The sequence below is a fragment of the Pseudaquabacterium terrae genome, assembly GCF_013266755.1.
GTDB classification, from domain to species: Bacteria; Pseudomonadota; Gammaproteobacteria; order Burkholderiales; family Burkholderiaceae_C; genus Pseudaquabacterium; species Pseudaquabacterium terrae.
Map to the genome: position 1 here is coordinate 473,389 of NZ_JABRWJ010000004.1, position 22,863 is coordinate 496,251.

Annotated in this window: 26 protein-coding genes; 14 read left to right on the top strand and 12 right to left on the bottom strand. The window is 70.1% G+C overall.

The genetic code is table 11. The annotated features are described in order from the left end of the window. Positions 1–24 precede the first annotated feature (24 nt). Positions 25–1,116, bottom strand: coding sequence for a S1C family serine protease (locus tag HLB44_RS14810; protein ID WP_173123753.1), 1,092 nt, complete (start codon positions 1,114–1,116; stop codon positions 25–27). Between the two features lie 11 nt (positions 1,117–1,127). Further along, positions 1,128–1,616: a thioesterase family protein gene (locus HLB44_RS14815; protein WP_173123755.1), complete on the bottom strand. Its 489-nt coding sequence runs from the start codon at positions 1,614–1,616 to the stop codon at positions 1,128–1,130. Positions 1,617–1,690: 74 nt separating this feature from the next. On the opposite strand from HLB44_RS14815, the gene HLB44_RS14820 reads away from it, so the two are divergent. From HLB44_RS14820 to HLB44_RS14830, 3 genes are read left to right on the top strand one after another with little or no spacing between them, the layout of a single operon-like run. Next, entirely contained in the window at positions 1,691–1,993 is a 303-nt protein-coding gene (locus HLB44_RS14820; protein ID WP_173123757.1) for a hypothetical protein, read from the top strand. A gap of 38 nt (positions 1,994–2,031) precedes the next feature. Continuing rightward, positions 2,032–2,325 carry a hypothetical protein gene (locus tag HLB44_RS14825; RefSeq protein WP_173123759.1) on the top strand — a complete coding sequence of 98 codons (294 nt, stop codon included), beginning with the start codon at positions 2,032–2,034 and terminating at the stop codon, positions 2,323–2,325. 12 nt (positions 2,326–2,337) lie between these two features. Further along, entirely contained in the window at positions 2,338–2,976 is a 639-nt protein-coding gene (locus HLB44_RS14830; RefSeq protein WP_173123761.1) for a hypothetical protein, read from the top strand. Here HLB44_RS14830 and HLB44_RS14835 read toward each other — a convergent pair. Next, positions 2,916–4,037, bottom strand: a complete 1,122-nt coding sequence (locus HLB44_RS14835; protein ID WP_173123763.1) for a hypothetical protein — start codon at positions 4,035–4,037, stop codon at positions 2,916–2,918. The two genes, HLB44_RS14830 and HLB44_RS14835, sit on opposite strands and share 61 nt — an antisense overlap. 164 nt (positions 4,038–4,201) lie before the next feature. Between HLB44_RS14835 and HLB44_RS14840 the strand changes: the two genes are divergently transcribed. From HLB44_RS14840 to HLB44_RS14870, 7 genes are all read left to right on the top strand, one after another. Further along, positions 4,202–5,206: a helix-turn-helix transcriptional regulator gene (locus HLB44_RS14840; protein WP_173123765.1), complete on the top strand. Its 1,005-nt coding sequence runs from the start codon at positions 4,202–4,204 to the stop codon at positions 5,204–5,206. Beyond that, complete coding sequence (locus HLB44_RS14845) at positions 5,203–6,294, top strand: aromatic ring-hydroxylating oxygenase subunit alpha (protein ID WP_173123767.1); 1,092 nt, start codon at positions 5,203–5,205, stop codon at positions 6,292–6,294. Before HLB44_RS14840 ends, HLB44_RS14845 begins: the two co-directional genes overlap by 4 nt. 14 nt (positions 6,295–6,308) lie before the next feature. Next, positions 6,309–6,797, top strand: coding sequence for an NAD(P)H-dependent oxidoreductase (locus HLB44_RS14850; protein WP_173123769.1), 489 nt, complete (start codon positions 6,309–6,311; stop codon positions 6,795–6,797). Positions 6,798–6,821: 24 nt separating this feature from the next. Further along, a complete protein-coding gene (locus HLB44_RS14855; protein ID WP_173123771.1) occupies positions 6,822–7,181 on the top strand; it encodes an MmcQ/YjbR family DNA-binding protein in 360 nt (119 codons plus the stop codon). Positions 7,182–7,241: 60 nt separating this feature from the next. After that, entirely contained in the window at positions 7,242–7,679 is a 438-nt protein-coding gene (locus HLB44_RS14860; RefSeq protein ID WP_173123773.1) for a hypothetical protein, read from the top strand. Between the two features lie 101 nt (positions 7,680–7,780). Further along, on the top strand, positions 7,781–9,268 hold the full coding sequence (locus HLB44_RS14865) for a hypothetical protein (protein WP_173123775.1): 1,488 nt from the start codon (positions 7,781–7,783) through the stop codon (positions 9,266–9,268). Beyond that, complete coding sequence (locus HLB44_RS14870; protein WP_173123777.1) at positions 9,268–10,182, top strand: phosphotransferase family protein; 915 nt, start codon at positions 9,268–9,270, stop codon at positions 10,180–10,182. The genes HLB44_RS14865 and HLB44_RS14870 overlap by 1 nt, the downstream gene beginning before the upstream one ends. A 20-nt stretch (positions 10,183–10,202) precedes the next feature. Here the strand turns inward: HLB44_RS14870 and HLB44_RS14875 are convergent, their stop codons facing one another. Genes HLB44_RS14875 through HLB44_RS14885 form a run of 3 tightly spaced genes read right to left on the bottom strand, consistent with a single transcriptional unit; the run spans position 10,203 to position 13,413 of the window. Then, positions 10,203–11,513, bottom strand: coding sequence for a DUF3391 domain-containing protein (locus HLB44_RS14875; protein ID WP_173123779.1), 1,311 nt, complete (start codon positions 11,511–11,513; stop codon positions 10,203–10,205). Beyond that, complete coding sequence (locus tag HLB44_RS14880; protein WP_173123781.1) at positions 11,510–12,754, bottom strand: class I SAM-dependent methyltransferase; 1,245 nt, start codon at positions 12,752–12,754, stop codon at positions 11,510–11,512. The genes HLB44_RS14875 and HLB44_RS14880 overlap by 4 nt, the downstream gene beginning before the upstream one ends. Further along, positions 12,751–13,413 (bottom strand): TetR/AcrR family transcriptional regulator, encoded by a 663-nt coding sequence (locus tag HLB44_RS14885; protein ID WP_173123783.1) that lies wholly within the window; start codon positions 13,411–13,413, stop codon positions 12,751–12,753. Before HLB44_RS14885 ends, HLB44_RS14880 begins: the two co-directional genes overlap by 4 nt. A gap of 81 nt (positions 13,414–13,494) precedes the next feature. On the opposite strand from HLB44_RS14885, the gene HLB44_RS14890 reads away from it, so the two are divergent. Both HLB44_RS14890 and HLB44_RS14895 read left to right on the top strand, forming a co-directional pair. After that, complete coding sequence (locus HLB44_RS14890; RefSeq protein ID WP_173123785.1) at positions 13,495–13,923, top strand: VOC family protein; 429 nt, start codon at positions 13,495–13,497, stop codon at positions 13,921–13,923. A gap of 168 nt (positions 13,924–14,091) precedes the next feature. Further along, entirely contained in the window at positions 14,092–14,577 is a 486-nt protein-coding gene (locus HLB44_RS14895; RefSeq protein ID WP_173123787.1) for a VOC family protein, read from the top strand. On the opposite strand, the gene HLB44_RS14900 is transcribed toward HLB44_RS14895, so the two are convergent. From HLB44_RS14900 to HLB44_RS14925, 6 genes are read right to left on the bottom strand one after another with little or no spacing between them, the layout of a single operon-like run. Beyond that, a complete protein-coding gene (locus tag HLB44_RS14900; protein ID WP_173123789.1) occupies positions 14,574–15,440 on the bottom strand; it encodes a beta-keto acid cleavage family enzyme in 867 nt (288 codons plus the stop codon). The two genes, HLB44_RS14895 and HLB44_RS14900, sit on opposite strands and share 4 nt — an antisense overlap. Next, positions 15,437–17,395 carry an ATP-binding protein gene (locus HLB44_RS14905; protein ID WP_246312296.1) on the bottom strand — a complete coding sequence of 653 codons (1,959 nt, stop codon included), beginning with the start codon at positions 17,393–17,395 and terminating at the stop codon, positions 15,437–15,439. Before HLB44_RS14905 ends, HLB44_RS14900 begins: the two co-directional genes overlap by 4 nt. Before the next feature lie 50 nt (positions 17,396–17,445). After that, positions 17,446–18,294 carry an enoyl-CoA hydratase/isomerase family protein gene (locus tag HLB44_RS14910; protein ID WP_173123793.1) on the bottom strand — a complete coding sequence of 283 codons (849 nt, stop codon included), beginning with the start codon at positions 18,292–18,294 and terminating at the stop codon, positions 17,446–17,448. Next, positions 18,291–19,445, bottom strand: a complete 1,155-nt coding sequence (locus tag HLB44_RS14915) for an acyl-CoA dehydrogenase family protein (protein WP_173123795.1) — start codon at positions 19,443–19,445, stop codon at positions 18,291–18,293. Before HLB44_RS14915 ends, HLB44_RS14910 begins: the two co-directional genes overlap by 4 nt. A gap of 11 nt (positions 19,446–19,456) precedes the next feature. After that, a complete protein-coding gene (locus tag HLB44_RS14920) occupies positions 19,457–21,067 on the bottom strand; it encodes an acyl-CoA carboxylase subunit beta (protein ID WP_173123797.1) in 1,611 nt (536 codons plus the stop codon). After that, positions 21,067–21,930, bottom strand: a complete 864-nt coding sequence (locus HLB44_RS14925) for an SDR family oxidoreductase (RefSeq protein WP_343051334.1) — start codon at positions 21,928–21,930, stop codon at positions 21,067–21,069. Before HLB44_RS14925 ends, HLB44_RS14920 begins: the two co-directional genes overlap by 1 nt. Positions 21,931–22,103: 173 nt before the next feature. On the opposite strand from HLB44_RS14925, the gene HLB44_RS14930 reads away from it, so the two are divergent. Both HLB44_RS14930 and HLB44_RS14935 read left to right on the top strand, forming a co-directional pair. Then, positions 22,104–22,400 (top strand): SCP2 sterol-binding domain-containing protein, encoded by a 297-nt coding sequence (locus HLB44_RS14930; RefSeq protein WP_173123801.1) that lies wholly within the window; start codon positions 22,104–22,106, stop codon positions 22,398–22,400. 1 nt (position 22,401) lies between these two features. Further along, positions 22,402–22,833 carry a MerR family transcriptional regulator gene (locus tag HLB44_RS14935; RefSeq protein WP_343051335.1) on the top strand — a complete coding sequence of 144 codons (432 nt, stop codon included), beginning with the start codon at positions 22,402–22,404 and terminating at the stop codon, positions 22,831–22,833. Positions 22,834–22,863 lie beyond the last annotated feature (30 nt).

Here is a 22,863-nt window from a genome sequence, read left to right on the forward strand (position 1 = left end):
CGGTCAGCAGGCAGGCCAGCCAGGCTAGTCGCCGGCAAGCACCACGGTCTGCTTGCGCGTGCGGCCGCTGCGCCACAGCGTCAGATTCACGCTGTCGCCGGGCTGGCGCTTTTCCAGCAGCGTCAGCATGTCGTCGAGGTTGTGCACCGGCTCGTCGTTGATCGCCGTGATCACGTCGCCGGCGATGATGCTGCCGTCGGCCGCGCGCGCAAAGGCCTGCAGGCCGGCCTTGTCCGCCGGGCTGCGCGGCGTGATCTGCAGCAGCGCGACGCCTTCGGGCAGGCGCAGGGCGCGATGGAGCTGTTCCGACGCTGCGGCAATGCCCAGCGCCGGCCGGCTGATGCGGCCGTCGCGGATCAGCCGCGGCACGATGCGGTTGACTTCGTCGACCGGAATCGCGAAACCGATGCCGGCGCTGGCCCCCGACGGGCTGTAGATGGCTGTGTTGACCCCGATCAGCCGCCCCGCGGAATCGAGCAGCGGACCGCCGGAATTGCCCGGGTTGATGGCCGCATCGGTCTGGATCACGCCGCGGATCGTGCGTTGGTTTGCCGAGTCGATCTCGCGGTTCAGCGCGCTGACGATGCCGGTCGTCAGCGTCTGGTCGAGGCCGAAGGGGTTGCCGATCGCATAGACCCGCTGCCCGACCTGCAGATCGCGGCTGCTGCCGATCGCAATCGGGTGCAGCTTGTCGCGCGGCAGGCTGATCTTCAGCACCGCGAGATCGCGATCGGGGAAGGCGCCGACCAGCGTCGCCTTGTGCGTCGACTGGTCGGCCAGCGTCACGCGCGCGGCATCGCCGCCCTGGATCACGTGGAAGTTGGTGACGACGTGGCCCTGCATGTCCCAGACGAAGCCGGTGCCGGTGCCGCGCGGCACCTGCTGCACGCTGCGCGAGAAGAAGTCGCGCGCGACTTCCAGCGTCGTGATGTGCACGACCGCGGGCGAGACGCGCTTGAAGACCTCGATGTTGGCGAGCTCGTCGGCGCCCAGCGGGCCGCGCGGCGTCAGCGCACGCGACGGGGGATCGCTGCGCGCGCCGGGCGCTTCACGCTGCGCCGCGGCCGCGCCGGCCGCGAGCGACGCGGCCAGCGCAGCCAGCCAGGGGAGGGCCATGCGCCGCACGCTCAACTCACGATGTAGGCCGCCGCCGCCGTCGCGATCAGCGTGCCTTCGTCGTTGACCAGCCGCATCTGCGTCGAGCCGACGCGGCCGCCCAGGCGCATCACCTCGGCGCTGGCGACGAAGTGCCGGCCCATGCCCTGGCGCAGGAAATCGACGCGCAGGTCGATCGTGCCCATCTTGACGAAGCGATGCATCACCTGCTCGACATCGTCGGCCGCATGCTTGTCGGCGATCGCCAGCATCAGCGCGCAGCCGCCCATCGCGTCGAGCGTGGCGGAAATCACGCCGCCGTGCAGCCGGCCGTAGTGGTAATGCCCGACCAGCTCCGGCCGCATCTCGAAGCCCACCAGAAATTGCGGCCGCAACTGCTGCACCTTCAGGCCGAGGACCTGGTTGAACGTGATCTTGTGCTCGACGAGCGCGATCAGCTCGGCGTCGAGCCGGGCCTGCTCGGCGTCGCTGCGGCGGTCCAGGGTGGCGGCTTGGGTCATGGGCGCAGAGCATAGCCGCGCAGTGCGAACGACCCGGCGCTCAAGCCGCGGCCCGGGCTGCCGAAAGCACCAGGATGAATCGCCTTACCCCCCATGCATTCCTGGTCGTGCTGGCCGGCATCGGCTGGGCATGCGCCTTCGCGGCGGTCGGCCTCGGCTTGTTCGCCGACGTGCCGGACCATGCACCGATCGCCATCGTCTTCGGCGCCTTCGGCTTCGTCGGCGGCGCCGCCAGCACCGCGCTGCGCATCGCCTTCGAACACCACCTGCCGATCGAATTGGCGGCGCGGCTGCGCGGGCGCGGCGGCGAAGCGGCCGATGCCGACGGCTCGGCGCCGGCCACCGTGTCGCCGGCGCCCAGCGCGTTCGGGGCCTGAAGCGAGATGAAGAACCACGCAGAAGAGGGAGCCTTCCGATGATCCAGGTGCAGATTGCCGCGACGCTCGAGCGCAGCGGTGTGTCCGCCGTGCGCTGGGTGCTGGTCGACCCGGACGAATCCGCACGCACCGCGCCGGCGGAGCCGGCCCAGCGCGTGCGGTCCGAACCGGAGCCGGTGTCTCCGCGGCCGGGCCGCACGGTGCACCGCGCCAGCCTCGGCGTGCGCGTGGCGTCAGCCGTGGTGCTGCTGAGCGCGCTCGGCGGCGCGTGGAGCGTGGCCTCGGCACTGCAGCCGGCGGCCGCGCCGGCGCGCCCCGCGGCGACGCGCTGACGAGGAGCCGTGATGGACATCCGACCCGAGAGCCGCCTGCCCTGGGACGACGAGCAGGAACTGCTCGGCCTGCGCGTGCGCGCCTTCTTCTTCGATCCGGCGACCGTCGGCGCCCGCCATGACTGGATCGATCGCGCGCTGCCGGTACTGACGCCGGTGCGGCCGACGACGCTGCATGCCGCCGGCGAGCGCGGCCAGTACGCGGTGGCCGAGTTGATCGCGCATCCCGATGCGGTGTTCGAGCACGGCAACGGCCTGATCTGCCTGCTCGACCGCAGCGAGGATCAGCGCGACCACGACCCGGCGACCTGGCCGAACGGGGTGCGCGGCGACGCGCTGGTGCAGGCGGTGGTCGCCGCGGTCGCGGTGGCCGGCCAGCGCCAGACACCGACCGTTGCGCTGCTGCGCTGTCACAACGTGCTGTACCAGATCGATCCGAGCCCGGCGGCGCTGGAGTGCATCGCCACCAGCATCGTGCCCGCCAAGCGTTATTGCGGCGCCGAAGGCTCGATCAGCGTGCAGCAGCTGGCTGCCTACTGCGAACCGCGGCTGCGCAACCTGCCGGCCGGTGGCGCGGTGCTGACGCGCAGTCAGTGCGACATCGGATTCGCCGACACGACGCCATCGGTGGCCGGCATCGCCGAGGCCTGACCTTCTTCGAGCGCCCAGCCTTCGGTGGCCTGGGCAGCGCTGTGCCAGCGCTGGCTGGGGCCGAGCAGGCCGCGGCGCGCGGCGCGCTGCAGCAGCCGCTCGCACGCGGCGGCGTCGAGCAGCGTGGCCAGCCGCGCCCAGCGGCGCTGCACCAGCGCATCGCGCCATGCGTTGACCATCGCCGCGCGCATCGCGTCGCCACCCAGCACCGGCCCGGCGGCCAGCCGCCGCGCCAGCATCGTGTGCATGAAGACCTGGAACGCGTGGCGAACCTCGCTCGACGGCATCAGCGCGGCCAGCGCAACCAGCCGGCGCGCATAACCGGCCTGGCAGAACTGCAGCGTCAGCATCACCTGCAGCGCCTGCACCGGATTGAGCACGCGCACGCGGTTCGGCGGCAGCACGAGCAGCGGCAGCGCGGCGGCCTCGGCGTGGGGCAGCGGCGTGGCGAAGCTCGCCAGCACCGCGAGGCGGCGCCACTCGTCGCCATCGAGGCCGTGGAACAGCGCTTGTTCGCCAGCGTCGATGCGTTGGGCATAGGCCAGCGCCGCGGCGCAGTCATGGCCGACCAGCGCCTGGCGCGCCGCGCCCGACAGCATCGCCAGGTTGCCGGCCGCGTAGGCGGCGCGGCCGTTCAGCCGTTCGATGACGGCATCGGCAGGCCCCTCGTCGCCGCGGCCGAGCGGCTGCAGCGTCACCGGGCAGGCGGTCACCTCGAGCTGGGCGAGGAAGTTCGGTGTGACCTGCACGCCCTCGAAGGCCTGGCCGCGCTGCCACGCCGCCAGCCGCAGCTGCAGCCAGCGCCGCACGGCGGGGCTTGGCCGCAAGGTGCGGCTGCCGAAGCCGGCGCGGCCGGCGCTCCAGCCCTGGCGCACGGGGTTGTCGGCATGCAGGTGGGCCACCGGCGGCGTCAGCCGGTAGTGCGCGAAGTCCCAGCCGATCTCGAACGCGGTGTGATCGGTGCCCGCCGGGCGCTGCGGACGGCCGGGCGCGCGCAGCGCGGCAGGGGTGGCGCCGGGCGCAGCGGCGGGCGTGTCGAACAGGAAGGCAGCTTGCGACATGGCGGACCTCTCGGTGTCGGCGCCGAGACGGCCTCGGCAGGACGCAGTGTGGAAGTCGGGTGGCTCAAGACGTGAGCCACTGCCGCAGGAATATTTCTGCGTGGTCGCGGGCCGGTGGCTCAGCCTTTGAGCCACCGCCCTGCTAACCCAGGCTACAGTCGGGCATGACGCATGCGGCGCGCCTGTACAAGATCGAGAGCCTGATCCGACAGCGGGGGCATGTCAGCATGGCCGTGCTGTGCGACGAGCTGGAGGTGTCGCGCGCGACGCTGAAGCGTGATCTCGAGTACCTGCGCGACCAGATGGGCGCCCCGATCGAGTACGACCGCGATGCCAACGGCTACCGCTTCGGCGCCGAGTACCGCGGCCAGAAGCACGAATTGCCGGGGCTGTGGTTCAGCGAGCGCGAGTTGTACTCGCTGCTGATGGCACACCAGCTGCTCAGCGAGCTCGACAGCGAAGGCCTGCTGTCGCGCCACCTGCAGCCGCTGCTCGACCGCATCCACGAGCTGCTCGGCCCGGAGGGCGAAACCCAGTCGCGCGCGCTGATGCGGCGCGTGAAGATCGTCGGCGCGCTGAAGCGGCCGGTGGCCAGCGAATTCTTCGAGCGCGTCGGCGAAGCGCTGCTGCGCCGGCGCCGCCTGCACATGCGCTACCAGACGCGCGGCCGCGGCGGCGCCAGCAGCGAGCGCGAGGTCTCGCCGCAGCGGCTGGTGCACTACAAGAACACCTGGTACCTCGACGCCTGGTGCCACACCCGAGAGAAGCTGCTGCGCTTCGCGCTCGACGCGATGCAGCAGGCGCGCGTGCTCGACGCGCGCGCCAAGGACGTCGCGATGAAGCAGGTCGAGGCCGAGATGGACGCCGGCTACGGCATCTATGCCGGCGGCACGCGGCAATGGGCGACGCTGCAGTTCTCGCCGCAGGCGGCGCCCTGGATCAGCCGCGAGGAGTGGCATCCCGAGCAGCAGGGCCGCTGGCTCGACGACGGCGCCTACGAGCTGAAGCTGCCCTACGTCGACGAGACCGAGCTGGTGATGGACCTGCTGCGCCAGGGCGAGCAGGTGCGCGTGCTGGCGCCGGCAGCGCTGCAGCAGGCGGTGCGGCGGCGGCTCGAAGCCGCGGCGCGCCAGTACCTGGCGAATCACAACGAGGAGACGCCCGCATGACGAGCCCCCACTACCACGTCGATCCCGATGTCCGGCGCGCCGGCACGCTGGATGCCGCGTTCTACCGTGAGCCGTCGGCGTACGCCGCGTCGCTGGAGCGGGTCTTCGCGCGCAGCTGGCAATGGATCGGCGACCTGCGCGACGTCGCCGGCGCCGGCACGCTGGCGCCGCGCTGGCTGCTGCCGGGCAGCCTCGACGAGCCGCTGCTGCTATCGCGTGATGCGAGCGGCCAGCTGCGCTGCCTGTCGAACGTCTGCACGCACCGCGGCAACCTGCTGGTGCACGAATGCACGCACGCCGAGCAGATACGCTGCGGCTACCACTCGCGGCGTTTCGACATGGCCGGCCGGATGACCTTCATGCCGGAGTTCCAGCAGGCCGAATGTTTCCCGTCGGACAACGATCATCTGGTGCAGGTGCCGTTCGAGGACTGGCACGGGCTGGGGTTCGCGAGCGTCGCGCCGGCAGCGCCGCTGGCCGAGGTCTTCGGCGAGATGCAGGCGCGCGTCGGCTGGATGCCGATCGCCGATTTCCGCCACGACCCCGCGCGGGACCGCGAGTTCGTCTTCGATGCGCATTGGGCGCTGTACGTCGAGAACTACCTCGAGGGCCTGCACATCCCGTTCCTGCACGCCGGGCTGATGCAGACGCTGGCCTTCAACGAGTACAGCTACGAGCTCGGGCGCTACGCCAACCTGCAGCTGGCGCTGGCCAAGCCCGGCGAACCGGCGTTCGAGCTGCCGGACGGCAGCATCGACGCCGGCAAGGCGGTCGCCGCCTACTACTGGTGGGTGTTCCCGAACCTGATGCTGAACTTCTACCCGTGGGGCCTGTCGCTGAACCAGGTGCAGCCGCTTGGGGCCGCGCGTACGCGCGTCGTCTTCCGCAGCTACGTCTGGGACCCGGCCAAGCTCGGCAGCGGCGCCGGCGGCGACCTCGATCGTGTCGAGATGGAGGACGAGGCGGTCGTCGTGCAGGTGCAGCGCGGCGTGCGCTCGCGCTTCTACCGCGGCGGGCGCTATTCGCCGACGCGCGAGCACGGCGTGCACCAGTTCCACCGGCTGCTGGCCGAGCACATGGCGACCTAGGATCGGCAGAGGTCGTGAAGACGCTGTTGATCGTCTACCACACGATGACCGGCGGCACGCGGCAGATGGCGCAGGCCGCGGCGGCAGGCGCGCGCGAAGAAACCGTGACGGTGGTCGTGCAGACGGCCGCCGAGACGCAGCCCGAACACCTGCTCGCCGCGGACGGCTATGTCTTCGCGACGCCGGAGAACCTGGCATCGATGGCCGGGCTGATGAAGGACTTCTTCGACCGCTGCTATTACCCGGCGCTCGACCGCCTGAACGGCCGGCCGTACGCGGCGCTGATCTGCGCCGGCAGCGATGGGCAGAATGCGCTGCGCCAGCTCGAACGCATCGCGCTGGGTTGGCGGCTGAAGCCGGCCGCGCCGGGGCTGATCGTCTGCACGCATGCGCAGACGCCCGAACGCATCCTGGCGCCGAAAGTCATCGGCCCCGAGGACCTGGCGCGCTGCCGAGAGATCGGCACCGCGCTGGCCGCCGGGCTGGCGCTGGGCATCTTCTGACAACACGCCAAGAGGGAGGACACGATGAGTTATGCCGCCTTGAAGAAACACGCCGCATCGCTGCCGGGCGCGACCGAGGACATCAAGTGGGGCTGCGACTGGGTCGCCTCGGTCGGCGGCAAGATGTTCCTGGTCGGTGGTCCGGAGCCGGGGCCGTGGGACGGTTGTTCGTTCAAGGTCGACGAGCATCGCTTCCTCGAGCTCACCGACGTGCCCGGCTTCATCCCGGCGCCCTACCTGGCGCGCGTCAAGTGGGTCAAGCTGCAGGACCCGAAGGCGCTGCCGCTGGCGGACCTCAAGGCGCTGGTCGAACGCTCGCATGCACTGGTGCTCGGCGGCCTGTCGAAGAAGCTGCAGCGCGAGATCCTCCACGGCATCGACTAAAGTGGCCGCAACTCTGCAGCGCAGGCTCCGCGCCGAGAGACAGATCGAGGGAGGATTCCAATGAGATCGATCAACGTGATCCGGTGGGCACTCGGCGTGGCCTTGCTGGTGCTCGCTGGCTGGATGTTTCGGGAAACGCCGCTGCTGCGCGACCTGCTGCGTCCGGTGCAGTCCAGCGGCGTCGGCCAGTGGGTCGACAAGCAGGTGTCAGACGTCCAGGCCGCTGGCCGCGACGCAGTGGGGAGCCGAGCGAGCCCGCAACGCGGCAGCAGCCTGCGCAAGTGCGTCAGCGGTGCGGAGGTGATCTACACCAACGCTGACTGCCCGGCGGGCAGTCAGCGGCATGAGGTCAGCGGCGGCTCGGTGACGGTGCTGCCGGCCCAGCCGGCCCGGCCCGCGGTGTCAGACGCCGCCGCCTCGCGCACGCCGCTGTCGGAGCTCGCCGGCAAGCCCGGCGAGCCGACGCTGAAGGAAAAGCACCTGGATCGAATTCAATGATCGCCGGCTACGGGGAGTCCGGCGCTCGGCCGGCATCGGGTCTGCGGGCGATGTTCAGCGGGGGGTGGGCGCGGGGCGGAAAGCTGTCCGCGGTCCGGTTCATGGCAGCGCATTGGCGCGGCGAATTGCCCTTGTGGCTGAGCTTCTGGATCAACTGCGCGCTGCTCGGCCTGCTCGGCAGCGTCGCGGCGGGTGCGGCGGCGACCTGGGTCGACGTGACGGCCGGACCGGTGCGGCTGGCCGCCATCGCCGTCTTGATCGTCTGGCCGCTGGCGTTGGTGCTGCAGGGCTGGGGACTCGTCGGCGCGTGGCGCAGCGCCGACGCGTGGACGGCGCAAGGCGGGCCGCTGCGCGTGGCGCATGCCTGCAGCGTCGCCGTCGTGCTGGCTGCCTCTGCCACGCTGACCTCGACGGTGCTGAACTTCATCCCGCGGCTGAAGGCACTCGGGCAGATGGCGGTGGGCATCGACCCGGCCGGCCAGGTGGTGGCCACGCTGTCGGCGGACGGGCGGCGCCTGCGGCTGCAAGGTCCGCTGGGCATCGGCGATGGCGCGCGGGTCAAGCAACAGCTGGCGCTCGCGCCGCGCGTGCGGCTGCTGGAGCTCGACTCACGCGGCGGGCGCTTTCACGAGGCCCAGGCGATCGCCGATGCAGTGCGCGGGCAAGGCTGGACGATCCGCGTCACCGGCGCTTGCAGCGACGCCTGCACGCTGGTCCTGATGGCCGGCGGTGTCCGGCAGATCCTGCCAGGAGCGCAGGTGGTGATTCGGCGCGCGCCGCCGGCCGTCTTCAATCCGCTGTTCGCAAGGCTTGCCAGGCACCGGCTCGCCGAGCTGTACCGGCACGCCGGACTGCCCGACGGCTTCGTCCGCAAGGCCCTGGCGTTGCCGCCGACGCACGCCTGGCGCCCGGCGGCGGATGAGCTGGCCGCGGGCGGCATCGTCAGCGCCGCATCGCATCCGCTGGACGTCGCGGTGCCGATGTTGCGGGACGCGTCGTCGCGCGAATTCGCCGAGGCGCTGAACACCAACCCGGTCTGGCAGGTGCTGGAGCGGCGTTATCCCCGATCGATCGCGGCTGCCGCCGAGCGCATGCGTGTCGCCCGCGACGGTGGGGCGGAGCTCGACGCCGTGATGGCAGCCGGGCAGGGGGTGGTCGAGGAGCTGCTTGCGAAGCTGCTGTTCAACGCCGGATCGCCGCTGCGCGAGCATTTCGTCGATCTGTTGGCGCAGCAGCTCGACGCTGCGCGTGAAGGCGGCGTTGCCAGCTGCCACCGCGTGCTGGCCGGAGATACGGTCGCGCGCCGTGCATTGCCGGCCGAGCTGGCCGTGCGCGAGGCGGCGTGGCTGGTCGATGCCGCGGCGGAGCCGCTGCGCCAGACCGCCATGCGCAGTCCCAGCGCGCTGGAGATCGAGGTCATCCGCCGCTCGCTCGGCGGCCACGCGCCGGCGCTGCTGAGCAGCCTGCGGCATCCGCCCGACGCCGGCCCACGCCATTGCGAGCGCATCGCCGCGCTGCTTGCCGAGCTGCCCCGCCTGCCGCACGGCGAGCGCCGGCTCGCGATCCGGCTGATCTTCGAGCGGCCCTGATGTCGCTCACCCTGCCGGCCAGCATCGACGTCGCCGGCTTCGACGCGCTGCACGACGATGTCGCGCGCTGGCGCGGCCTGATCGCATCGATCGGCGCGGGTTACTCCGCGAGTCCGGTCGAGGCCGCCGGTGCCGGCACGGTGCTGGTCGGCCTGGTCGGACAGGACCTCGTCGTCAAGCTCTACCCGCCGTTCCTGCGCGACCATTTCGAGTTCGAGGCTGCCGTGCTGGAGCGGCTGCAGGGCCGCCTGAGCGTGCCGACCCCGCAGCTGGTCGATCGCAGCGAGCACGACGGCTGGCCCTTTCTCGTGATGACGCAGCTGGCGGGCGAACCGCTGGACGCTGCGTGGCCCTCGTTGAGCGAAGCGGCGCGATGCCGCGTGCTCGAATCGATCGGCCGGGTGGCGGCCGAAGTGCATGCGCTGGCACCGGACGGGCTGGCTGCGCTGGCGCCGGCCTGGGATCACTTCGTGCAGCGGCAACGCGCCGGCTGCCTGCGGCGACAGCAGCGCACCGGTCTGCCGGCACACCTGCTGGCGCAGCTCGAGCCCTTCGTCGACGGCGCGCTGCCCGAAGGCCCGCCGGTGATCCTGACCGGCGAGTACACGCCGATGAACCTGTTGCTGCAACGGCGCGAAACGCGCCTGGCCGGCATGTTCGACTTCGGCGACGGCCTGCTCGGCCCGGCGCGCTACGACTGGCTCGGGCCGCTGTGCTTCCTGGCGGCCGGACAGCGCGAGCGCTGCGATGCGTTTCTGGCCGGCTACGGCGCACCGGCCGGCCGCGACTGGCGGCTGCCGCTGTTGCGTTTGCTGCTGCTGCACCGCTACAGCAACCTGCCGGGGCAGATCGCGCAGCCGGGCTGGCAGGCGGCGCCGAGCTTCGAGGCCCTGGCCGAGCTGATCTGGCCATAGCCCGACCGGACGGCGCGTCTTCAGCCGGTGTTTCCGCGGTACCAGTTCATCTTGCGCCGCGGCAACAGGTAGTCCAGCTCGTCCTCGCTGCGCTCCTGCATGCGCAGCGCCTTGTCGACCTTCAGCTGCTGCGCGGTCTCGGGGTCGGCCAGGTCGAGGATCAGCGCTTCGCGGCGCGGCGTGTCGGGGTCGTAGATCAGCACCTGCGGGCACAGCCGCGCCGAGGGCGGTGCGGTGGCGACGACGACGCCGATGCGCTGGTCCGACAGCTGCACCAGCGTGCCCGGCGGGTAGATGCCCATCGTGCGGATGAAGCTCTGCAGCAGCAGCTCGTCGAATGCGCTCTTCTCGCGCGCCCACATCACGCCGAGCGCCTCGAAGGGCGACACCGCGGTGCGCGGGTCGACCGGATTGGCCAGGTTGTCGAAGCGGTTGGCGATGGCGACGATCTTCGCCGCGCGCGACATCTGCGCCAGCTTGGTGCCCTGCGGGAAGCCGCTGCCATCCTCGCGCACATGGTGGTACAGCGCGACCTCTGCAATGGCCGGCGGCAGCTGCGCGCCGACGGCGGCCATCGCATTGAGCCGCTCGAAACCGGCGCGCGCGTGCGTCTGGAACACCGCCTCCTCGTGCCGGTTGCGCGCCGGGTTGCGCAGGATCGACGGGTTGATGCTGTGGTGGCCGATGTCGTGCAGCATCGCGGCGGTGGCGATCAGCTGGATCTCGCCTTCAGGCAGCTCCAGCTGCTTGGCCAGCAGCAGCGACAAGGTCATCACCGACAGCGCGTGCGCCACCTCGCCCTGGCTCTTGGCCTTGTCGGCGATCAGGATGATGGCCGAGTCGGGGTCGGCCAGCAGCGAGCGCGCCGATTCGGCCGCCACCTCGCGCACCACGCGCACGCTCTCGGCCGGCCGCGCGTCGAACTGCTTGAAGGCGCCGGCGGTCTGCTCGGTGGCCGACATGTACTGCTTCTGCACGATGTCGAGCTTGGCGCGCATGTCGGCCATCACCTTCGCGCGCTGCGCCTTCGCGGCGCGCTGCGCTTCCTGGCGCTGGCGCACGAGGGTCAGCTCGAGCTGCTGCGCCTCGTCGGGCGCCGGGTCGGCGGCCTTCGGCGGCGCGGCCGGCATCACCTTCGAACGCTTGGCGTCGGCGAACACGGCGACGCCGAGCGCCATGATCTCGCGCACCTGGTCCTCGCTGGTCACCAGGAAGCTCGAGCTGAGGAACGGGTGGTCGAGCCACGACAGGGGGATGCGCACGTAGACGCCGACGCGCACCTGCGACGCCTCGATCGGCAGCTCGCCGGGTTTGGCCTGCGGCTTGTTCACATGGTCTCCTGGCTGCTGGCGGGCTCGAGCGCGGCACGCTGGCGCAGCAGCGTCTCGAGGCAGTGTTCGCGGATGCCGTAGAAGCGCTTGACCTCGTCGATCTGTTGCAGCAGCGGCGCGCGCGGCTTCGGGCTGGCGCGGCGCACCGCGAGGATCATCTTGTTCTTGTTGGTGTGTTCCAGCGAGATGAACTCGAACACCTGCGTGTCGTAGCCGCAGGCTTCGAGCCACAGCGCGCGCAGGCCATCGGTCAGCATCTCGGCCTGCTGGCCGAGGTGCACGCCGTGCTGCAGGATCGGCTTCAACGGGTGCGGCTGCAGCAGCTGCGGGCGGATCTGCTTGTGGCAGCAGGGCGAGCACAGGATGATGTCGGCGCCGCCGCGCAGGCCGAGGTCGATCGCCAGGTCGGTGGCCGTGTCGCAGGCATGCAGCGCGATCATCACGTTCAGCGGCTGCGGCTGCCAGTGGCGCAGGTCGCCCTGCTCGAAGCGAAGGCCTTGCAGGCCGAGCCGCGCCGCAGCGTGATTGCCCAGCTGCACCATGTCCGGCCGCAGCTCGACGCCGGTGACTTGCGCCTCGATGCCGCGCTGCGCGCGCAGCCAGTCGTGGATCGCGAAGGTCAGATAACCCTTGCCGCTGCCGAAGTCGACGACGCGCAGCTGCCGCGCGTCCTTCAGCGGCGACGCGTCGAGCGCATGCGCGAAGACTTCGACGAACTTGTTGATCTGCTTCCACTTGCGCGCCATCGCCGGTACCAGCTGCTGCGCGCCGCTGGTGACGCCGAGCTCGGCGAGGAAGGGGCGATCGAGCGTCAGCCAGCGTGTCTTCTCGCGGTTGTGCGTGGCGGGCGACGGCGCTTCGGCGGCGACGTTGGCTGCGCGGCGGTGCAGGCCGGCCTTGCCGCGCTGCGTGATCACCAGCTCGATCTCTTCATCGGTGGCGTGCAGGTGGGCATGGCGAAAGGCCTGCTCGCCGAGCAGGCCCTGCAGCAGGGCCGGCACGTCGGCGAGCGCATGGTTCTTCGTGATGTCCTTGGTCGCATGGCGGTGGACGAGCTGCAGGTGCGGCTGCTCGCGCAGCATCACGCGGCGCATCAGCACGCGCTGCAGGTCGGCCTCGGGACCGCGGTACTTGGCCAGCGAGCCCTTGACGAAGCGCTCGGCGCCGAGTGCTGCCGTCACCAGCTGAATGAACTGCTGTGTGGCATCGACGTCGGTCGTCGGATCGGAATCGGGCTTCATGGCTGGCGTGGCCGGGTGGGGCGCTTCATTGTCGCCTTCGCCGGCGGCGGCGCGAGCAGCGCATCGAACACGCGGTTCAGGACATCGCGCAACGCTGCCTGCGCCGCGCCGCCGTCATGCCGCGCGCGCCAATGCACCAGCGCATTCATCGCACCATTCAGCGCCGCCGCCAGCGCTTCGGCGCGCAGCGTTGCCGCGGCGCCTTGCGGCCGCAGGATGTGCAGCACCGCTTCGCGCAGCTGCTGGAAGCCGTGGCGATCATCGAGCGCCTGCCACTCGGCGGCGCCCAGCACCGAGGGCGCGTCGATCAGCAGCACCTGGCGCGCGCCCGGCTGCGAGACCGCATCGATCCACGCCAGCGAGCCGGCGATCAGCTGGCGCGCCGGATCGGCGATGCCGGTGGTCGCGGCCTCGATCGCTGCGGCCAGCTCGGCATGCACGTCTTCGCAGACTGCGGCGAACAAGTCCTTCTTGTCGCGGAAGTGGTGGTACAGCGCGCCGCGCGTCAGCCCGGTCGCGGCGAGCAGGCCCTCGGTGGAGGTCTTGCCGTAGCCGTCGCGCTCGAAGAGGCGCCGCGCCTCGGCGACCAGCCTGGCGCGCGACTGCTGGCCTTGTTCGATGCGGCGATTGCCGCGGTCGGGCGGAAGGGTATTTGACATACCGACTGTACGTATCTAATCTTTGAGCAGACATACAGTCTGTATGCAGACAAGCCTGCCCGTCAAGCCAAGGAGACCGCGATGTCACGCCTGCAATCGTCCTATCCGCTGATCACCACGCCCCGGCATTTCGCCTGCCGCGATTTCTACGTCCGCCACTTCGGCTTCGAGGTCGGCTTCGAGGCGAGCTGGTTCATCTTGCTGACGCAGCCGCCCGGCGACGGCAGCATCGCGCTGGCCTTCATGCATCCGGAGCACCCGTCGTCGCCGCCGGGACCGGACGTGTTCGATGGGCGCGGCATGCTGCTGACGCTGCAGGTCGACGATGCTGAAGCCGAGAGCCGGCGCCTCGCGGCCGCCGGCGTTCCGATCAGTTATGCGCTGCACCGCGAGCGCTGGGGCCAGTTGCGCTTCCAGGTGATCGATCCGGCGGGGCTGGTGCTCGACATCGTCGAGCAGGTCGAGCCCGACGCCGGCTTCTGGGAGGCCTGGCCGGCACCGGTGATCTAGCCGTGCCGGCTTTTCACTGCCGCTGTCTGCGGTGTTACAGCGCCGGCTTGAAACTGCCGGGGGCGGGTGCTAGGCTGTATGTTCATACAGCATTGGCTGAACGCCGCAGCGTCCCTCGGGCCGGTGCTGTGGCGAACTCATCCGTCGGCCCGCACGAAAGCACCTGACATGACGAAGACGAAGAAGGTTCCTGCGATTCCTCCCGGCTATTCGAGCATCACGCCGTACCTGACGATCAAGGGCGCCGCCGAGGCGATCGACTTCTACAAGAAGGCGTTCAACGCCGAGGAAGTGATGCGCATGAACATGCCCGATGGCTTGGTCGGCCATGCCGAGATCCGCATCGGCGGCTCGGTGATCATGCTGCACGACGAGAACCCGCAGTGGAAGGCGCTGAGCCCGAAGACGATCGGCGACTCGGCCAGCGCGATCATGTTGTACGTGCCCGATTGCGACACGGTGTTTCAACGCGCGGTCGCCAACGGCGCCACGGTGACGATGCCCGTCGAAGACCAGTTCTACGGCGACCGCTGCGGCAACGTGACCGATCCGTTCGGCCACAAGTGGTGTATCGCGACGCACATCGAGGACGTCGAGCCCGACGAGATCGCGCGACGGGCGAAGAAGAAGTTCGCTGAAATGGCGAAGTCCTAACGAAGACCGAGCAGCGCGCGAGCCTCCTGCGGGCTCGCGACGCCGCGGCCGGCGCTGCGCGCGCAGCGCGCCAGCTCCTCGATCATCACGCCATTGCCGCGCGCCCGTTCGCCGCCGGGCAGGTAAAAGCTGTCCTCGAGCCCGGTGCGCAGCATGCCGCCGAGTTCGGCGACGCGCTGGTGCACCGGCCAGATCTCGGCGCGGCCGATCAGCGTGGCCTGCCAGACGGCACCGGTGGCCACGTACTTCGGCAGCAAGGCCAGCAGCTCGGCATCGCAGGGCATGCCGGAGGCGACGCCCATCACGAAGTTGTATTCCGGCACTCCGGTGAACATCCCGGCCTTCAAGTACATGCCGACCGAGCGCACGATGCCGACGTCGAAACATTCGAATTCCGGGTGCGTGCCGGTCTCGGCCATCACGTCGAGCATCGCCTGCACCTTCGACACCGGGTTGTCGAAGACCATCGGCGGCCAGGCCCACTGGCCGTCTTCCTTCAGCTTCAGGTAGTTCAGGCTGCCGGCATTGCAGGCGGCGATCTCGGGCTTGACGCGCCGGATGCAGGCCACCGGCCCCGAGATGTCCCTGCCGACGACGCCGGTGGTCAGGTTGATGATCACGCCGGGGCAGGCCTCGCGGATCGCGTCGATGATGGCTTCGGCGAGGTCCGGATCCCAGCTCGGCAGGTGGCCCTGGCCCGCGCCCTGCTGGCGCAGGTGCACGTGCATGATGGCCGCGCCGGCATGGAAGGCGTCGCGCGCCTCGGCCGCCATCTGCGCCGGCGTCACCGGCACCGGGTGCTGCTGCGGGTTGGTCAGCACGCCGGTCAGCGCGCAGGTCAGGATGGCCGTGTCTTGAGTCATGCTGCTTGCTCCAGCGGCGAGAGTTCCACCAGCAAGGCACCGGCGGCGACGGCGTCGCGCGGCGCGACATGCACGGCCGCAACGGTGCCGGCGGTGCCGGCGTACAACCACATTTCCATTTTCATCGCCTCGACACTGGCCAGCGGCTGGCCCGATTCGACGCGGTCGCCGGCGCGCACCAGCAATTGCGCGACCAGCCCCGCCACCGGCGCGCAGGCGCGGCGCGGATCGTCGGCATCGTCTGGCACCGGAATGGCCGACGGCTCCTCGAAGCGGAACACCGCGCCATCGCGCACCAGGTGCAGCACGGCCGGCGCGTTCGACGAGCGCGGCGGCTGCTCGACGGCGAGCCAGCGGCGGCGCACGCCGTCGTGTTCGATGACCACTTGCCGATCGCTGCGCGAGATCAGCCGCAGTGTGTGCCCCTGGCCCTGCATCGTGATCACCGCGGCGCCCGCCAGCGGCTGCACGCGCAGGCGCCGCTGTTCGCCGTCGCACTGCAGCGACAGCTCCCAGCTCGCGGTGCCGATGGGGCGGTAGGCGGCGTTCGTGCTATCACTCGAAGAACGCAGCAGTGCGGCGACGAGCCAGGCATCCGCGTCCGGCTGCGGCCGTTCGAGCAGCGGTTCGCCCTGCGCGGCCCAGTCGTCGATCAGCGTCGTGTGCAAACGCGCCTCGGCAAACGCCGGGTGGCGCAGCAGGTCGCGCAGGAATCGGCCGTTGTTCAGCGGGCCGACCAGCGGCGCGTCTTCCAGCGCGGCGGCCAGGCGCCGGATCGCGTCGGCCCGGTCGCGGCCATGCACGATGATCTTGGCGACCATCGCGTCGTAGTACGGCCCGATGTCATCACCCTCGGCAATGCCGGCATCGATGCGCAGCGACGGCGGCAGCGCACCGACCGGATTCGCCGCACGCAATGCCGCGTCCGGCCGCCAGTGCAGCACGCGGCCGGTCTGCGGCGAGAAGCCGCGGTACGGATCCTCCGCGTACAGCCGCGCCTCGATCGCGTGGCCGCGCAGCACGATGTCGGGCTGCGCCAGCGGCAGCGGCTGACCGGCCGCAACGCGCAATTGCCACTCGACGAGGTCGAGTCCGGTCACGCATTCGGTGACCGGATGCTCGACCTGCAGCCGCGTGTTCATCTCGAGGAAGTAGTGCCGCCGCTCGGCGTCGACGATGAATTCCACCGTGCCGGCGCCGACATAGCCCACCGCCAGCGCGGCGGCCACGGCATCGGCGCCCATGCGCGCGCGCAGCGCTTCGTCGACGATCGGCGACGGCGCTTCCTCGATCACCTTCTGGCGCCGGCGCTGCGCAGTGCAGTCGCGCTCGCCCAGGTGCACCGCGTGGCCGTGCTGGTCGGCGAAGACCTGGATCTCGATGTGGCGGCCGTGCTCGATCAGGCGCTCCAGCATCAGCCGGTCGTCGCCGAAGGCGCTCTCGGCTTCGCGCCGCGCGCCGGCGAGGGCCGCGTCGAGCTCGATGGCCGATCCCACCAGCCGCATGCCGCGGCCACCGCCGCCGGCCACCGCCTTGACCAGCAGCGGGAAGCCGAGCGCCCCGGCCTCGTGCCGCAGCCGTTCGTCGGACTGCTCGTCGCCGAGGTAACCCGGCGCGCAGGGCACGCCGGCTTCGAGCATGCGCCGCTTGGCGCGCGCCTTGTGGCCCATCGCCTCGATCGCCGCCGGCGGCGGGCCGATGAAGACGAGGCCGGCCTCGGCGCAGGCCTGGGCGAAGTCGGCGCGTTCGGACAGGAAGCCATAACCCGGATGAAGAGCGTCCGCGCCGGTGGCACGGGCGGCCGCCAATACCGCGTCGAAACGCAGGTAGGAGTCGGCCGCCGGTGCCGGGCCGAGGCGCACCGCCTCGTCGGCCTGCAGCACGTGCGGCGCCTGCGCATCGGCGTCGCTGTAGACAGCCACCGTTCGGTAGCCGAGCGCGCGCGCGGTGCGCATGATGCGGCATGCGATCTCGCCACGATTGGCAATCAGGATCTTCGAAAAGCTCACTTCGGCGCCCACGACGGCTTGCGCTTCTGGATGAAGGCGCGCGTGCCTTCCTGGCCCTCGGGGCTCTGCAATGCGTTGGAGAACACGGCTGCGGCTTCGGCCACCAGCGATGCCGGCCGCTCGAAGCGGGCTTTGGCAATCAGCCGTTTCGTAGCAGCCAGCGCGCCGGGCGCACATTGCAGGATCTCGTCGAGCGTGCGGGCCAGCGCAATCTCCAGCTCGGCCGGGCCGTGCACCTCGTGCACCAGCCGCAATGTCAGCGCAGCATGTGCGCCGAGCCGCGCCCCGGTGACGGCCAGTCGCCTGGCTTCCGAATAGCCCAGCCGCTCGACCAGGAACGACGCGACCTGCGCCGGCACGACGCCGAGCGAGGTCTCCGGCAGCCGGAATTGCGCCGTTGGCGAGGCCAGCACGACGTCGGCGACGCAGGCCAGGCCGAAGCCGCCGCCCATCACCGTGCCTTCGGCGATCACCACCAGCGCGAGGCCGGTGCCGGCGTAGGCGACACACAGCTCGCCGAACGCGGCATTGACGGCGGCCAGCGGATCCCGATTCGCAGCGTTGGCATCGAGTGGGCGCATGCGTGCCGCCGCCATGTCCTTGATGTCGCCGCCGGAGCAGAAATGCCCGCCGGCGCCGCGCAGCACGATCACTCGCGCATCACCGCTGGCCTCGGCATCGGCCAGCACCGCGCGCAGTTCCTGCACCATCTGCAGCGACATCGCGTTGCGGCAGTCCGGCCGGTTCAGCGTCACCAGCCAGACGCCGCGCGCATGGCTGCTGACATGGCCATGGGCGAGCGGCGCGTCGCGCGCGACGAGCAGGGTTTCGAACAAGGCGCTCAATGCGAACCCTTCGGCAGCGTGCCCTCGAGCTTGCAGATGATGCCCAGCATCACCTCGTCCGTTCCGCCGCCGATCGAGCCGAGGCGGTTGTCGCGGTAGGCGATCGACACCGGGTTGTCCCAGGTGAAGCCCATGCCGCCCCAATACTGCAGGCAGCTGTCGGCGACCTCGCGCGAGAGCCGGCCGACCTTGAGTTTGGCCATCGAGGCGAGCTTGGTGACATCCGCGCCGCCGACGTAGAGCTCGATCGCCTTCCAGGTCAACGCGCGCAGCGCCTCGATCTCGGTGCGCAATTCGGCGAGGCGGAAATGCACGACCTGGTTGTCGAGCACGCTTTTGCCGAAGGCCTTTCGCTCGCGCGTGTATTCGATCGTCGCGTCGAGGATGCGGTCGAGCCCGCGCAGCCCCGACGCGGCGGCCCACAGCCGCTCTTCCTGGAACTGCATCATCTGGAACATGAAGCCCATGCCCTCCTGGCCGACGACGTTGCGCTTCGGGACCTGCACGTTGTCGAAGAAGAGCTGCGCGGTGTCCGACGAGTTCATGCCGATCTTCTTGATCTTCTGCTTGCTGATGCCGCGCGCATCCATCGGCACCATGATCAGGCTCTTGTTCTTGTGCACCGGGCCGTCGCTGGTGTTCGCAAGCAGGCAGCACCAGTCGGCCTGCAGGCCGTTGGTGATCCACATCTTGCTGCCGTTGATGACGTAGTCGCCATCGACGGTCTTGGCCGTGGTCTTGACCGCTGCGACGTCCGAGCCGCCGCCGGGCTCGCTGACGGCGATGCAGCCGACCGCATCACCGGCGATCGCCGGCACCAGGAACTCGCGCTTCAATTCCTCGGAGCCGAAGCGCGCCAGCGCCGGCGTGCACATGTCGGTCTGCACGCCGACTGACATCGGCACGCCGCCGCAATGGCAATTGCCCATCGCCTCGGCCATCACCATCGAATACGAGAAGTCGAGTCCCAGTCCGCCGTATTCCTCTGGGTACTTGATGCCCAGCATGCCGAGCGCGCCGAGCTTCTTGAAGACCTCGTGCGCCGGATAGATCTCGGCCGCTTCCCATTCGGGCACGTGCGGATTGATTTCCTTCTCGACGAATCGAGTCACGGTGTCGGCGATCTGGCGGTGTTCCGGGGTCAGTTTCATGGCGAGGTCTCCTAGAGTCTGGCCACGCCGAAGGCATTCGGGCGCAGCGTTCGTTGTTCCGATTCAGCGGCCAGCTGCAGGCACAGCGCCAGCACACGGCGGGTATCGCGCGGGTCGATGATCCCGTCGTCCCACAAGCGCGCGGTGCCGAACAGCACATTGGATTCCCGATCGATGCGCTGGCGCAACTGGTCGCTCATCGCCTTCAGCGCATCGTCGTTGACGGGCGTGCCGCCGCGTTCGAGCTTTCCGCGGCTGACGATGTCCATCACCATCGCCGCCTGCGCGCCGCCCATCACCGCGACGCGGGCCGACGGCCAGCTGAAGATGAAACGCGGATCGAAGCCGCGGCCGCACATGCCGTAGTTGCCGGCGCCGAAGCTGCCGCCGACGACGATGGTGAACTTCGGCACCCGTGCATTGGCGACGGCCTGGATCATCTTGCTGCCGTGCTTGATCGCGCCGGCGCGTTCGGCCTCGCGGCCGACCATGTAGCCGGTGGTGTTCTGCAGGAACACGAGCGGCGTGCCGCTCTGGTCGCACAGCTGGATGAACTGGCCGGCCTTGGTCGAGCCGTTGGGCTGGATCGGGCCGTTGTTGCCGAGGATGCCGACCAGGTGGCCGTCGATGCGCGCGTGGCCGCAGACGGTGTCCGGCGCGTACAGCGTCTTGAATTCGAGGAAGTCCGAACCGTCGACGAGGCGCGCGATCAGCTCGCGCACGTCGTAGGGCTCGCGGTCGTCGCTGGGCACGATGCCCATCAGCTCCTCGGCGTCGAAGAGCGGCGCGGGCGCGCTGCCGGCGGCCGGCGCCGTGTCCCAGCGCAGCTTGTCGATGAGCTCGCGCGCCAGCGCGATAGCGTGCGCGTCGTTCTCGCTCAAGTATTCGCCCAGGCCGGTGGTCTCGGCATGCAGCATCGCGCCGCCGAGCTCGTCGTCGGTGGCGTCCTCGCCGATCGCGGCCTTCACCAGCGGCGGGCCGGCGAGGAAGATGCTCGAGCGGTCGCGCACCAGGATCACGTAGTCCGACAGCCCGGGCAGGTAGGCGCCGCCGGCGGTCGACGAGCCGTGCACGACGGCGATCTGCGCAATGCCGGCGGCCGACAGCCGCGCCTGGTTGGCGAAGGCGCGGCCGCCTTCGACGAACATCTCGGCCTGGTACATCAGGTTCGCCCCGCCGGACTCGACCAGCGCGATCAGCGGCAGCTTGTTCTCCAGCGCGATCTGCTGGATGCGCAGCGCCTTGCGCAGGCCCATCGGCGCGACGGTGCCGCCTTTCAGCGCCGCATCGTTGGCCGACACCAGCACGCGCTTGCCGGCGACCAGCCCGATGCCGGCGATCGAGCCGCCGCCCAGCACGCTCTTCTTGCCATCGTCGTCGTGCATGCCCAATCCCGCGAGCGATGACAGCTCGAGGAAGGACGAGCCGCGGTCGAGCAAGCGCGCGACCCGTTCACGCGGCAGCAGCTGGCCGCGGCGCTCGAACTTGTCGGCCTTCGAGGCCGATTCGGCGACGACCTGCGCTTCGAGGCGGCGCACTTCGGCCAGGCGCTCGGCCATGCGTTCGGCATTGGCCTGGAACGCCGCGGAGCGGACATTGATTCGGCTGTGCAGTGCGGGCATTACTTGAGCACTTCGGGCATCACGGCACGATGGAAGCCATTGAACGGCACGCTGCGATCGTGATCGAGCGACGGAAAGCCCGGCGAGCCGAGCCCGGCGCCGCCATCGATCTGCAAGGTGACGCCGGTGATGAATGCGGCTGCGGGCGACAGCAGGAAGACGATCGCCGCGCTGACCTCGGCCTCCATCGCCAGGCGCCGCAGCGGCACGTGGTTCTTCAGCTTCGGGATCAGCGCGCGCGCGGCGCCGCTGTAGCTGTCCATGCCGCTGGAAGCGACCCAGCCCGGCGCGACGGCATTGACCCGCACGCCGGCGTGCGCCCATTCGTAGGCCGCGCTCATCGTCAGGTTGGCCATGCCTGCGCGCGCGGCGCCGGTGTGCGCCATGCCGGGCATGCCGAGCTTGTAGTCGGCGGTCATGTTGACGATGTTGCCGCCGTGCGCCTGCATGCACTGCGTGAAGAGCTCCCGCATCATCAGGAAGCCGCCGGTCAGGTTGTTGGTGACGACGGCGTCGAAGCCCTTCTTGTTGATCGCCATCAGCGGCGCCGGGAACTGGCCGCCGGCGTTGTTGACGAGGCCGGCGATGGCGCCGGCTTCGAGCGCCGCGGCGACGTTCGCCTTCACCGCCTCTTCATCGCGGATGTCGAAGGCGCGCCACTCGCAGCGGCCGCCGTCCTCGGCGATCTCGGCGGTGACCCGCTCGAGCTTGTCCTGCGTCCGTCCGCTGATCAGCACGTGTGCGCCCAGTGCGGCCAGCTCATGCGCGACGCAGCGGCCGATGCCCGACCCGCCCCCGGTGACCCAGAAACGCTGGCCTTCGAACAGGCCGGGGCGGAACACGCTGTGATAGCGAGCAGGCACCTTGTCTCCTTGTAGATCCGTCAGGGGTCGTGGCGCATTGGAGCGGAGGGTGACGTTAACGTCAACCTGGTATCGCATGGGGGATTACGCGGATGTTCGCGGCACCTCGCCGCCTTAGCATGCCCCGCAGCGCGCCATCCGGCGCTTGGCTCAATCAAGCAACTGGAGAATCCATGGACCTCGCCACCGCCACCGAAACGCTGCGCAGCAAGGTGGGCGATTCGAGCGGCCTGAATGCCGTGCTGAAGTTCGACACCGGCGCCGACGGCGTCATCGTCATCGACGCCAAGGCGGTGCCGAACACCGTCGACAACACCGATCGCGAGGCCGACTGCACCGTCGCGATCTCGATGGCCAATCTGGGCGACCTGCTCAGCGGCGAGCTCGAGCCGACCACCGGTTTCATGACCGGCAAGTTCAAGGTCTCTGGCGACATGAGCGTCGCGCTGAAGCTGCAACGGGTGGTCTGACGTGGTCCTCGGCACCGCCCAGGAAGTCGTCGCGGCGCACCGCGACGAGGGCGCGGCCGAGCTCTTCGGCATCACCGAGCTGTGCCGCGAATTCGGCATTTCGGCGCGCGCGATCCGCTTCTACGAGGACAAGGGCCTGCTGCTGCCGCGGCGCATCAACGGCACGCGCGTCTACACGCGGCGTGACCGCGCGCGGCTGGCGCTGATCCTGCGCGCCAAGGGCCTGGGCTCGTCGCTGTCCGAGATCAAGCACTACCTCGACCTGTACGGCACGCACGGCGAGGGCCGCACGCAGCAGCTGAAGTACGTGCGTGACCGCACCGACGCGGCGATCGCGGAGCTGGAGCGCAAGCGCACGGCGATCGACGCGACGCTGGCAGAGCTGCGCCTGATCAACCAGACGGTGCGGACGGCACTGGGCTCGCGGGGCTGAGCGACCGGCAACTACAAACACGGCAACGAG